Raw genomic sequence first — 13,416 nt, 5'->3', positions numbered from 1 at the left:
CTTTTTTACTATATCAGAACGCCTTACAGCGGCCAAATGCGGTATCGGCCGCTGAGGGCCAGCAGGGCAAAGAAGTACAGGCAGTTGTCGTAATAGCGGCGTGGGCCATCCCGCAGGGGCGTGTTCCAGAAACGGCGCACGCAAACCTCGGCGTTGGGGCCGTCCTGCATGTACATATAGTGCATGACCCAACTCCATAGTGCGTCAAATTCGGCCTTGTGATCAGTCTGTACGCAGAGCATCATGCCGTAGCTCATGCCCTCGGTACGGACGTCGTGGTTGCCCGTGTCCTCGATGTAGGCAAGACCCGGCCCGGTGGGGTGGTAGAAGCGGTGGGCCTCGTCCCCATAAAAAATGGTATGAAACGTATTTTCAATGCGTGCGTCGATCTCCGCCTGCGCATAGCCCAGCTCCGCAAAAACGTTGCGATAGTGTGTGGGCAGGGTAACTGCTGCCATAAATCGGCCCCTTTCGTTGTTCGGTTTTGGCTCAATATAGCAGGTTGCAGCGGCAAAATCAAGGGGGTACCGGGCTCGATTTTCAACAGGGCAACATAAATACAGCACCCCTGCATTCCACTTATTGCAAGAAAAACCCCGTCGTTTTCGGGACTTTCGGCTTTTGCAATGCTTATTTTGTGCTATTTTTCAGGCTGTGCAAATTTTGGCGATGCCGAACAAGCGCAGTAGGTAGGAAAAATTCGCGGCACATTATGCACCATTTATCCATAATGATGACACGAAAGTTACAATTCGTTTCTCGAATCGCACAAAAACTGTGTTTTTCTTTCTAGCACATTGCACAAAAAACAATCAACAAGCCTGTAAAAACAGCAGATATTGATAAGATACATAGCAAAAAATGAGAAGCATGCATTTTCGGAATGCGGTATAATAACGGCAAATGATATGTTTGGCCTGTGATGAGCTCACCAAACATAAGACACAGACAATTCAGAAAAGAGTGAAGCAAACGGTGTTGGACAAGATCGCACCCAAGGACCCAACGGCCAAACGCCCGGGATTTTATGTGCTGCTGGACAAGCCGGTCGGCGGCCTGCCGAGCAATGACGGCGTAGGCCGCCACCCCGTTTATATCAATGGTGACCGCCTTGTAACTTTCGCCAAGATGGTCGGCGGCATTGACGATGAGAACATTCTGGAAATGCTCCGCACGGCCAAGGGCTTTCGCAAGCTCGTGCACAGCGTCGGCGTCAGCATCGTCGGCGACCTGCCCGACAAGGTCGTGACCTTCACCCTCGGCTTCTCCGGGGAACTGGGCAGCGGCGGCAGCCGCAACAGCATGAAGATTACCACCGATGGCACCGAGCACATCATGGTCATGGATGAGCAGCAGTGGTCCGACAGCGACGAGACGCCGCAGGAGTTTCTGTTCGAGCTCGTCAAACCGAAGGACATCGCCACGGCCACCGTCAAGCTCTACTTGAACGACGGCTACACAGTCCCCGAGGTTGACCCCGACCCGCCCGTGGCTTTCGATACGCCCGCCTACGGCGAGATGATCGCCCGCAGCTGCCTGAGCACCGGCAACAACATCCGTATCAAGCGTGTGTTGCAGCAGCTCCGCGATGGCAAGCCCACGACGATCGCCTTCCTGGGCGGCTCCATCACACAGGGCGCGGGTGCGGTTCCCTCGCAGGAAATGTGCTACGCGCGCAAGACCTATGAGGCCATCTGCGAAAGGTACACACCCGACCACGGCGCACATGTCCGCTACATCAAAGCGGGCGTTGGCGGCACGCCCTGCCAGCTCGGCATCATCCGCTATGACCGCGACATCACCCGCGACGGTGCGGTGCAGCCCGATCTGATCATCGTCGAGTTCGCCGTCAACGACGAGGCAGACGAGACGAAGGGCCTGATGCACGAGAGCCTGATCCAAAAGATCTGGTCAGCCCCCAATGAGCCCGCCGTTGTGATGCTGTTCAGCGTTTTTGCCAACGACTGGAACCTGAAGGATCGCTTGGCTCCCATCGGTTGGCGGCATGAGCTGCCGATGGTCAATGTGCTGGACGCCGTCAGCCCGCAGTTCCGCGTTGGTGTCGGTGAGCGCAGCGTCATCACCCGCCGCCAGTACTTCTACGATGTGTTCCATCCCTCCAACAGCGGGCACCGCATCATGCGGGACTGCCTCATGTATATGCTGGACCGGCTGGACAAGCAGCAGGAAGGGCCTGCCCCGAAAGAGCTCGCCCCCTACTACGGTTTCGACTTTGCCGAGACGAAGCTGCTGGACCGCAGTGTGAACCCCTTTGACGCGGTCATCGACCCCGGCTGCTTCACCGAGACGGACACCGATTTACAGAGCGTGCCCTTCGACTTCGAGGATATCAACACCCCCGAGTTCCCCCACAACTGGAAGAAGGGCGCGGGCGACAAGCCGTTCACGATGGACATCACCTGCCGCAGCATCCAGCTCGTTTTTAAGGATTCGGGCAGCAAGGAGTTCGGCGCGGCAGTCGTCACGGTAGACGGCAAAGAGGTCGCGGCCTACGACCCGCGGCAGGCCGGTTGGACCCACTGCCATGCGGCCATTATCTTAAAGGAAGAAACCGCGCAGCGGCACCACATCGAAATCAAGATGCAGGAGCCGGGCACGGACAAAGTATTCACCATTTTAGGCTTCGGCGTTCTGTAAAGGACACGGAAGAACAGGAGGAAGCACTATGAAGAGAACCAAGAATCCCGCTAAAGAGGCTGAGTACCGCAAGCGTGCGGCCGACCTCGTTGCGCAGATGACCCTGCACGAGAAGGTCAGCCAGATGCTGAGCTGGGCTCCCGCGATCGAGCGTCTGGGCATCCCCGCTTACAACTGGTGGAGCGAGGGCATCCACGGTGTCGGCCGCGCGGGCACTGCTACCGTCTTCCCCCAGGCCATCGGCATGGCCGCCGCCTTTGACGAGGACATGATGGAGCAGGTCGGCAACGCCGTCGGCGTTGAGGCTCGCGGCAAGTACAATATGTGCCGCGCCCACGGCGACCGCGACATTTTCAAGGGTCTGACCGTCTGGGCTCCCAACATCAACATCTTCCGCGATCCCCGCTGGGGCCGTGGCCACGAAACTTACGGCGAGGATCCGTTCCTGACGAGCCGCCTCGGCGTCCGCTTTGTTGAGGGTATGCAGGGCGACGATCCCGATTACCTGCAGGCCGCCGCCTGCGCCAAGCATTTCGCCGTACACTCTGGCCCCGAAAGCGACCGCCACCACTTTAACGCCATCGTCTCCAAGCAGGACCTGTGGGAGACCTACCTGCCCGCCTTCCGCGCACTGGTCAAGGAAGCCGGTGTCGAGGCCGTCATGGGTGCGTACAACCGCACGAATGGCGAGCCCTGCTGCGGCAGCAAGACCCTGCTAAAGGATATCCTGCGTGACAAGTGGCATTTTGACGGCCACGTTACCTCCGACTGCTGGGCCATCAAGGACTTCCATACCGGCCACATGGTCACGGACGGCCCTGTAGAGTCCGTCGCACTGGCCGTCAACAACGGCTGCGACCTGAACTGCGGCGACCTTTACGTTTACCTTGAGCAGGCCGTCGCCGAGGGCAAGCTTTCCGAAGAGAAGATCGACGAGAGCCTGACCCGCCTGTATGTGACCCGCATGCGTCTGGGTATGTTTGACGCCGAGGATCAGGTTCCTTATAATAAGGTTGGCTACGACGTTGTCGACAGCGCCGAGATGAAGGCCCTGAACCTGAAAGTCGCCGACAGCATCATGACGCTGCTGAAGAACGACGGCACGCTGCCGCTGGACAAGTCCAAGCTGCACACCGTCGGTGTCATCGGCCCCAATGCCGACAGTCGCAAGGCGCTGCTGGGCAACTATGAGGGCACTGCCTCCCGCTACACCACCGTGCTGGAGGGCATTGAAGATTACCTCGGCGACGATGTGAAAGTCCGCTACTCGCAGGGCTGCCACCTCTACGCCGACAACATCCAAGGCTTGGCCGAGTCCAACGAGCTGATGAGCGAGGTCAAGGGCGTCTGCGAGGAGAGCGATGTCGTTATCGCAGTCCTCGGTCTGGATGCCGGCCTTGAGGGTGAGGAGGGCGACCAGGGCAACCAGTTCGCCAGCGGCGACAAGCCGAACCTGAAGCTCCCCGGCCATCAGGAGGAAGTCCTGAAAGCCTGTGTTGAGAGCGGCAAGCCTGTTGTTCTGGTTCTGCTGGGCGGCAGTGCATTGGCTGTCAACTATGCAGATGAGCACGCAAACGCCATTCTCGAAGCCTGGTATCCCGGTGCCCGTGGCGGCGAGGCTGTGGCCCGCGCTCTGTTCGGTGAGACGAACCCGCAGGGCAAACTGCCTGTCACCTTCTACCACAGCGACCGTGACCTGCCGGAGTTTACCGACTACGCCATGAAGGGCCGCACCTACCGCTACATGGAGAAGGAAGCCCTTTACCCCTTCGGCTACGGCCTGTCCTACACGAAGTTCGGCTTCAAGAACGCTGCTGTCAGCGCGAATGAGGCGGGCTCCGACGGCCTCGATGTGACGGTGGACGTCACGAACGAGGGTTCCGTTGCGGGCCGTGAGAGCGTGGAGGTTTACGTCAAGGCCGAGCGCGAGAACACCCCGAACGCCCAGCTGAAGGGCCTTGCCAAGGTCGAGTTGCAGCCCGGTGAGACGAAGCAGGTCAAAATTCACCTGCCGCTGGCCGCCTTCGCCCTCTGCAATGAGGAAGGCACGCCGATCGTTGAGGCAGGCAGCTACAGCGTTTACGTCGGTGCTTCCCAGCCTGATGCCCGCAGCGTAGCGCTGATGGGTCAGGCCCCCGCAAAGCTGACTGTCACCCAGTCCGCAACGCAGGCCCTTGACCTGTGATTGATATTTAGGAAGGAGAGACAGAACCATGCCCAAGACCGCACAAAAAGACGCTTCTGTGGCCACTGTCAAGAAACAGGGTGCCGTGATGAAGCACATTAAAAAGTACTGGCAATGGTACGCAATGATGTTCATTCCCATTGTGTACTACATCGTGTTCCGCTACATCCCGATGTTCGGCAACATCATTGCGTTCCGCCGCTACCGCGCCGGCAGCAGCATCTTCGGCGATGAATGGAGCGGCCTGAAGTACTTCAACCAGTTCATGAAGGATCAGAACTTCTGGCGTGCGTTCAAGAACACACTGCTGTTGAACTTCAAGTATCTGATCATCAGCTTCCCGCTGACGCTGATCTTCGCCCTGTTGCTGAACGAGGTCAAGAACGTTCACTTCAAGAAGATTGTGCAGACGATCTCCTACCTGCCCCACTTCATCTCGATGGTCATCGTTGCGGGCATGGTCCGCGAGATTCTGTCCACCAGCGGCCCCATCAACAACCTCATCACCAAGCTGGGCGGCGAGGCTATCACCTTCATCTCCCTGCCCGAGTGGTTCACGACGATCTTTGTTACCACGGGCGTATGGCAGGGCCTCGGCTGGGGCACCATCCTTTACTTGGCTGCCATGTCCGGCATCAACACCGAACTGTACGAGGCTGCTGAGCTGGACGGCGCAAACCGCTTCCAGCAGTGCCTGCACGTTACCATCCCCGCCATCCTGCCCACCATCTCCACCCTGTTGGTTCTGAACATCGGCAGCCTGTGCGGTTCCGCCGCTTTCGAGAAGGTCTTCCTGCTGTACACCCCCACCACCTATGAGACAGCCGACATCATCGCCACCTACGTCTACCGCATGGGCCTTGGCTCCGGCAACTACAGCTACGCAACGGCCGTCGGCCTGTTCCAAGGTGTCATCAACCTGGTCCTGCTCACGGTTGCCAACAAGGTCTCCTCTTGGCTGACCGGCAGCGGTTTGTGGTAATTAGGAGGATAAAATAATGGCAAAAGCAACTACTATGGGCCCCATGAAGATCAAGGAATCCGGCAGTTACCGCGTGTTCAAGGTCTTTAACGCCATCATCCTGACGCTGATCAGCGTTGCGATGCTCTACCCGTTCCTGTACTTGGTCGCCCAGTCCTTCTCCTCTACGCAGGCGATCGTTGCAGGCCAAGTCGGCCTGATCCCGAAGGACTTCAACATCTCCACATATAAATACGTCATCACCGATGGCAAGTTCATCCCCTATTACGGCAACACCATTGTGTACTCCATCATTGGCACGGTCTGCGCTCTGCTGTTCAGCGCCCTGCTGGCCTATCCCCTTTCCAAGGCGGAGCTGTACGGCGGCAAGGCCATCAACAAGTTCATCATCTTCACGATGTACTTTAGCGGCGGCATGATCCCCAACTACATTTTGATGGTTTCCTTGGGTCTGCGCGATACCGTGGCATCCTTCATCCTGCCCGGCATGATCTCCACCTATTACGTCATCCTGATGCGTTCCTTCTTCCTCACTCTCCCCCGTGAGCTGGAAGAAGCCGGCGAGATCGACGGCCTGGACTTGTGGGGTGTGTTCTGGCGCATCGCCATCCCCCTGTCCAAGCCCATCATTGCCACCATGACACTGTTCTACGTCGTCCAGTACTGGAACGACTGGTTTGATGCTTTCCTCTACTTGGATACGACCACGAAATGGCCCGTTGCCTACTATCTGCGCCAGCTCATCAGCAGCGCTTCCGGCACAAGTGCTGATGCAGGCGACGCCATGCAGATCGCTTCCAACATCAAGTCCTGCGCCATGGTGCTGACGTCCGCTCCCATCATTTGCATCTACCCCTTCATCCAGAAGTATTTCGTGCAGGGCATGATGCTGGGCGGCGTTAAGGGCTAACGTTTTCGCGTTAGTGCTCTGCGTCCCGTTTTTCCACTGTCTTAAAACCGACGCCGACTCCGGCGCCGGATGAAAGAAAACACCTGTTTTCCCAGGGCCTTCCGGGGAGCAGGAAAAAACGTAATGGAGGTTACGAAACATGAAAAAGCTCACATCCCTCGTGCTGGCTACCGGCATGGTGCTGTCTCTGGCTGCCTGCGGCGGCTCCGGCAGCTCCACGGCTGCAAGCACCAACACCGATGGCAGCACTGCTACCACCGACACCGCTGCTGCGGACGAGTCGAACCTCGGCTATGAGTACGGCGAGCACTTCCACTCTGACGAGCCTGTCACCTACACGATGTTCTTCAACGACAACCCCGCCTATCCCATGAACGACAAGTGGATCAACGAGGGCGTCTTTAAGGCCATCGAGGATGCCACCAACGTCCATCTGGAACTGACCGTCGTTGACAACTCCAACTACACCGATAAGGTTTCCTTGGCCGTTTCTTCCGGCACTTCCCCCTACATCATCCCCAAGATCTACTCTGAAACTGCGTATGTCACCGGCGGCGGCGTTGTCCCCGTTTCCGACTATGTCCAGTATATGCCCAACTACTCCAACTTCGTCGAGGAGTACAACATGCAGGACGACTTGGCCACCATCACGCAGGCCGACGGCAAGTACTACCGCCTGCCCGGCCTGAAGGAGACCTCTCTGCAGGATTACACCTTCCTCATCCGCAAGGACATTTTTGACGCTGCCGGCTACGATGTCGCCGAGCTGGAAAAGGATTGGACCTGGGACGAGTTCGCCGACGTGCTGATCGGCGTCAAGAAGTACATGGTCGAGCAGGGCATGTGCGGCGAGAATGACTACATCTGGTCCGATATGTGGTGCGGCCAGACCTCCGGTTACGGTCAGGGCGGCAATCTGCTGAAGCTGCTGGGTGCCTCCTACGATATCAACACCGGCTGGGCCATCACCACCAACTACGGTCTGGTCTATGACGCCGACAGCGATTCCTTCGTTGACGGCTCTGTCTCCGACAAATACAAGCAGGCCTACACTGTCCTGCAGAAGCTCGTCCAGAACAAGGTCCTTGACCCCGAGACCTGGACCCAGGATGACGACACCGCGCTGAACAAGTTCTACCGCGGCGAGACCGTCATCATGTCCACTAACCGTGCCCAGTACGCCACCCAGGACTCCAAAATCAAGGAGCAGCTGGGCGAGGGCAACTACGAGCTGTACCGTACCCTCGTTCCCATCGGCACATCCGACTATCAGGCCGAGAACCAGCGCCTTGAGTGCGGTATCATGATCTCTTCCAACGCTCTGAAAGAGCTGGGCGAGGACGAGTTCATCAAGATGATGCGCTTTGTTGACTGGCTGTGGTACTCTGACGAGGGCCTGACCCTGACCAAGTGGGGCAAAGAGGGCGAGACCTACACCGTCACCGACGGCACCTACAGCCTGACCCCCGGTTACTACTGCAACGGCCTGTCCATCGCACAGACCTCCGACGATCAGATCGACCTGCGTGAAGAGCTGGGCTACGCCTGCGGCAACTTCATGTATTCCGGCAACACCGAGCTGCTGACCAGCAACTTCAGCGAGGATCTGCGTGACTTCTACGACCGTCAGGGCCAGTACCGCAAGCTGCGCCCGCTGGATCCCACCGTTACCTTCGACGAGGATCAGATGGAGATGCTGAACCTGTGGGGCACCCCCATGACCGATACCGTCAACGCTTGGACCTGCAAGTTTGCCATGAATCAGGCCGACATCAACAACGATTGGGATACCTACGTTGCTGAGGTCGAAGCCCAGAACATGCAGAACATCGTTGATATGTACAACGACACCTACAACGCAAGCAAGTAATTTGTTTGGAAACTGACTGTCCCTGCGACAGTGATGCAACTGCCGGGGGCAGCCTCACGTAACAACATGGGGCTGCCCCCGGTTTGCTGTTTATGGTATGCAAGTACCGCGCCCCGGTGACGGGGCGCACCGTGTGTGCCCGACACGGCCATGTCGGACCTGCACGGCACTTCCCGTCACATCCCCCTACCCTTATTAAAAGGAGCTGTTCCTTATGAAACGCACCGATTTCAGCGTCGACTGGCTGTTTGCCGCCTGCGCGCCGGATACCGAGCTGCTGCCTTGGAACGCGCAGTTCACCCCCGTCGACCTGCCCCACGATTGGCAGATTCGCCACGCGGACGATCTGTACCGCGACGGCACGCTGTTCTACCGCAAATATTTCTTTGTCACCGATGTACCCGGCACCCGCCGCATGCTTTGGTTCGGCGGGGCCTACATGGATACGACCGTTTTCGTCAACGGCACCGAAGTCGGCCAATGGAAGTACGGCTACACGTCGTTCTGGTTCGACATCACCGACGCGCTCCATGAGGGTCAGAACGAGGTTCTTGTCCGCTGCAATCTGCGCCACCCCAACTCCCGCTGGTACTCCGGTGCGGGCCTGTACCGCAATGTGGAACTGTGGGAGGCTCCCGACCTCCACCTGATGCCCGATGGACTGTATGTAGCTGCCAAAGAGGGCGACAACGGCGCTTGGACCGTGGCCGTCACTGCCGAGGCGGGTTCCGTCACCGCCGCCAGCACGGGCCGCACGCTGACGCTGCATCTGACCGATGATAACGGCAGCCTTCTTGGCACTGCCGCCATCCCTGCCGATGCATGGGCCGCTCTCCCCTCCCCCGATGGCTGGCGCACGGGCAAGGAAACCGCGATTTACAAAGCCTCGCACACCTTCACGCTGCAAGACCCCGCTTTGTGGGACTTGGACGCGCCGAGCTTCTACCACATCACGGCAGAGCTAACCGGCGCCGATGGCGTTACCGACACACTAACCACCCGCTTTGGCTGCCGCACCATCGAAGCCACACCCGACTGCGGGCTGCTGGTGAATCACAAGCGCGTTTTGATCAAGGGCGTCTGCATCCACCACGATTTCGGCTGTCTCGGTTCGGCGTTTGAGTACAGCGCCGCCAAGCGTCAGCTTGAAATCCTCAAGTCCATGGGGGTTAACAGCATCCGCACGGGTCACACACCGCCCGCGCCGCAGTTCATGGATCTGGCCGACGAGATGGGCATTTTGATGGATGTCGAGAGCTTCGACTGCTGGCGCAGCGGCAAGAACCCTTACGACTACGGCCGCTTCTTTGACGAGTGGCAGGAAAAGGATGTTGCTGCCTGGATCCGCCGCGACCGCAACCACCCAAGCCTGCTGTTCTGGTGCATCGGCAACGAGATCTACGACACCCACGCGGGTCCCGAGGGCGCGGACACAATGCGGATGCTGCTGGCCGAGGTCGCCGCGCACGACCCTGCGCGCAACGGCATCCCAACGCTCGGTTCCAACTACATGCCGTGGGAAAATACACAGCACTGTGCCGATATCATCAAGGTCGCGGGCTATAATTACGGCGAGCGCCTCTACGCCAGCCACCACGAGAAGCACCCCGACTGGGTCATCTACGGCAGTGAGACGTCGTCCATCGTGCAGAGCCGCGGCATCTACCACTTCCCGCTTTCGCAAAGCCTGCTGTCTGATGACGACCTGCAGTGCTCAAGCCTGGGCAACAGCCGCACGAGTTGGGGCGCGGAGAGCTGGGATGTCTGCCTGCAGAGCGAGCAGCGCTGGCCGTTCACGCTGGGGCAGTACCTTTGGACCGGGTGGGATTACATCGGCGAGCCGACACCTTACCACACGCGCAGCAGCTATTTCGGCACGATTGACACGGCAGGCTTCCCGAAGGACGCCTACTACGTTGTGCAGGCCGCGTGGCTCGACCCCAAAACACACCCAATGGTACACCTGTTCCCCTACTGGGACTTCAACGAAGGGCAGCTGATTGACCTCTGCGCTTGCACCAACGCCCACAGCGTAGAACTGTTTGTGAACGGCGAGAGCCTTGGCCGCAAGGTGCTGGACTCCGCCAAGGGCCGTACCGCCAGCTGGCAGGCAGCCTACCACCCCGGCAGCGTCAAGGTCGTAGCCTACGATGAAAACGGCAAGGTTGTGGCAACCGACGAGCAGGATTCCTTCGATGACAGCGCTATGGTCTGCCTGCAGGCTGACCGCAAGACGATTTCCGGCGATGGCCGTGAGCTTGCGTTTATCACAATCACAACCCGCGACAAGAACGGCAACCCTGTGCGCAACGCGAACGACTGCGTGACGGTCCGCGTAAATGGCGCGGGTGTGTTGGTGGGCCTTGACAACGGCGACAGCGCCGACCCCGACGAATACCAGACTGACAGCCGCCGCCTTTTCAGCGGCATGCTGCTGGCCGTTGTGGCGGGCAATGGCCGCACCGGCACGATTACCGTGGATGTCACGGCCCCCGGCCTGCGCCCTGCAGTGCTGACGCTGAACGCCGCCCCGTTTGAGGGCCCCGTTCGCCGCCGTCTGCCGCCGCTGACCTTCGGCGGCAGCACGCAGGAAATCCCTGTGCGCAAGCTGGCTCTAACTGCCGAGCGCACAGCGCTGGACAAGGAGCACCCCGTAACGCACATCACCGCCGCACGCCGGCCTGCAGCAGCAACCTTCACCGACATCGAGTGGCAGTTGACCGACGACAAGGGTGTGCCCGCTGTGAACGCGGCCATGCAGCCAGACGGTGACGTGCTGACGGTGACCGCCCTGGGCGATGGCACACTGCGGGTTCGCGCCCTGGTGCGCAACGGCCACGATGCGCCGCAGCTGATCTCCCAGTTGGAGTTGTCCATCTCTGGCGTCGGTCAGCTGCACAAGAACCCTTATGAATTTATCTCGGCCAGCCGTTTTGATGCGTCCTTCGGCGACATCGGCAACGGCAACGAGCGCGGCGTTTCCACCTCCCGCACGGGCCGCAGCTGGGTGCTGTTCGATGATATCGACTTTGGCCCCGATGGTGCGGATACGGTGGAGCTGCCAATCTTTGCGCTGGACGGCGAACCAACGACCTTCCGCTTCTGGGATGGCGAGCCCTACGCCGAGGGCAGTACAATGATCGGCGAGCGCGTCTACCACAAGCCCAAGCAGTGGAACGTCTACCAGCCCGACACCTTCAAGCTGGACAAGCTCCTGCGCGGCATCGGCAGGTTTGCCGTGGAGCTGAACGTGAAGGTCCACATCAAGGGCTTTACCTTCACCCGTCATTCTCGCGCATGGGATACCCTGGCTGCGGGCGCGTGCGATGCCGTCTATGGCGATTCCTTTACCCGCGACGGGTCGCGTGTGCTGGGCATCGGCAACAATGTCTCGCTGCTGTTTGACCGCATGGACTTTGGCGAGACCGGCTGCTGCGGCATCCGCATTACGGGCCGCAGCCCGTTGCCCGCCAACACGGTCCATCTGATGTTTGCCGCTGCAGACGGCGGTGAGACCGAGCGCCGTGTGGTCGAGTTTGGCCCACAGGCCGATTGGGGCGAGCAAACCTTCACGTTTGAGCCCGTCACGGGAGCGCGACAGGTCACGTTCCTCTTCCTGCCCGGCACGCAGTTTGACTTTGATTCCTTTACATTTATTTGAGGCAACTACCTATGAACCACGAAATTTATGCGGACCATGCCGCCACCGCGCCCATTGAGCCGCTGGCGCTGGAGGCCATGTATACCGCATACCAAGAGTACGCGAACCCCGCCGCACTCTACCGCAGCGCCCTGCACACCAAGCAGACCGTGGAAAAAGCACGGCTGACCGTGGCGGAAAATCTGGGCTGCACCCCCGACCATATATTTTTCACCTCCGGCGGCAGCGAGAGCAACACCTGGGCCATCCGTGGCACGGTGCCGCAGGGCGGCCATGTGGTCACAACGCCCATCGAGCACCACTCGGTTCTGAACGCCTGCGCGTCAATCCGGGACGACGGCGGCCGCATGACAACGCTGGAGGTTGACGGGTTTGGCCGCGTTGTACCTGAGAGCTTGACCCGCGCCCTGGCGGCCCACCCCAACCTGGTCAGCTTGCAGTACGCCAACAACGAGGTAGGCGTTGTACAGAACATCCCCGCGCTGGCAGCGCTCTGCCGTGAGGCGGATGTGCTGCTGCACGTTGACGCTGTGCAGGCTGCGGGCCACCTGGCCATCCCGCTGGACGGCATCGATTTTCTGTCGGCGTCGGCCCACAAGTTTGGCGGGCCGAAGGGCATCGGCTTCTTGTATGTGCGCGAGCCTCGCAAACTGCGCCCGCTGATTTACGGCGGCAGTCAACAGTACGGCCTGCGCCCCGGCACTGAGCCCGCAGCGCTGATTGCGGGCTTGGCCGCAGCGTTCAAGGTCACCTGCGCCGAGCGCCGCCAGCGCACTGCCAAAAAGCGTGCCCTGGCCGAGGAGTTTTGGCAGACGCTGCATGCTGCCCGGCCCGAAGCACGGCTGCACACCCCTGCGGACGGCCTGCCGGGCCTGCTGAGCGTTGGCCTACCCGGCCGCAGCGGCCAGCGGCTGACCTACCAGCTGGATGTAGCAGGGGTCAGTGTCTCCCCCGGCGCGGCGTGCGACAACCGCGGCGTGCAGGAACCCTCCCACGTTTTGATGGCTCTGGGCGGCACTGCGGCCGAGGATGCGCTGTCGACCTTACGTTTCAGCTTCGGCAGTGCGAACCGCCCCGGCGACGGCAAAGAAGCTGCGGAACGGCTGATAAAAATTCTGGAACAACAATAATTTTATTCACATATATAGGA

At 59.6% G+C, this 13,416-nt stretch carries 8 protein-coding genes; 7 read left to right on the top strand and 1 reads right to left on the bottom strand.

Going from position 1 to position 13,416, the window contains the following annotated elements; translation table 11 throughout:
* Positions 1–23 precede the first annotated feature (23 nt).
* Positions 24–458 carry a glycosyl hydrolase family 8 gene (locus PG062_RS08465; protein ID WP_270751944.1) on the bottom strand — a complete coding sequence of 145 codons (435 nt, stop codon included), beginning with the start codon at positions 456–458 and terminating at the stop codon, positions 24–26.
* A 517-nt stretch (positions 459–975) separates the two neighbouring features.
* On the opposite strand from PG062_RS08465, the gene PG062_RS08460 reads away from it, so the two are divergent.
* From PG062_RS08460 to PG062_RS08430, 7 genes are all read left to right on the top strand, one after another.
* Positions 976–2,658, top strand: a complete 1,683-nt coding sequence (locus tag PG062_RS08460; RefSeq protein ID WP_270751943.1) for an SGNH/GDSL hydrolase family protein — start codon at positions 976–978, stop codon at positions 2,656–2,658.
* A 28-nt stretch (positions 2,659–2,686) separates the two neighbouring features.
* Positions 2,687–4,843 (top strand): glycoside hydrolase family 3 C-terminal domain-containing protein, encoded by a 2,157-nt coding sequence (locus PG062_RS08455; RefSeq protein ID WP_270751942.1) that lies wholly within the window; start codon positions 2,687–2,689, stop codon positions 4,841–4,843.
* A gap of 28 nt (positions 4,844–4,871) precedes the next feature.
* Positions 4,872–5,825, top strand: coding sequence for an ABC transporter permease (locus PG062_RS08450; protein WP_270751941.1), 954 nt, complete (start codon positions 4,872–4,874; stop codon positions 5,823–5,825).
* Positions 5,826–5,841: 16 nt separating this feature from the next.
* Positions 5,842–6,735 carry a carbohydrate ABC transporter permease gene (locus PG062_RS08445; RefSeq protein WP_270751940.1) on the top strand — a complete coding sequence of 298 codons (894 nt, stop codon included), beginning with the start codon at positions 5,842–5,844 and terminating at the stop codon, positions 6,733–6,735.
* Between the two features lie 139 nt (positions 6,736–6,874).
* A complete protein-coding gene (locus PG062_RS08440; RefSeq protein WP_270751939.1) occupies positions 6,875–8,605 on the top strand; it encodes a type 2 periplasmic-binding domain-containing protein in 1,731 nt (576 codons plus the stop codon).
* A gap of 214 nt (positions 8,606–8,819) precedes the next feature.
* Positions 8,820–12,266, top strand: a complete 3,447-nt coding sequence (locus PG062_RS08435) for a glycoside hydrolase family 2 TIM barrel-domain containing protein (RefSeq protein ID WP_270751938.1) — start codon at positions 8,820–8,822, stop codon at positions 12,264–12,266.
* Positions 12,267–12,277: 11 nt separating this feature from the next.
* Positions 12,278–13,396, top strand: coding sequence for a cysteine desulfurase family protein (locus tag PG062_RS08430; RefSeq protein ID WP_270751937.1), 1,119 nt, complete (start codon positions 12,278–12,280; stop codon positions 13,394–13,396).
* The last annotated feature ends 20 nt before the right edge of the window (positions 13,397–13,416 follow it).

This window comes from Gemmiger qucibialis, assembly GCF_027689445.1.
Lineage (GTDB): Bacteria > Bacillota > Clostridia > Oscillospirales > Ruminococcaceae > Gemmiger > Gemmiger qucibialis.
The sequence above is the reverse complement of the archived record's forward strand: the minus strand, read 5'-3'. Positions and strand labels throughout refer to the sequence as shown.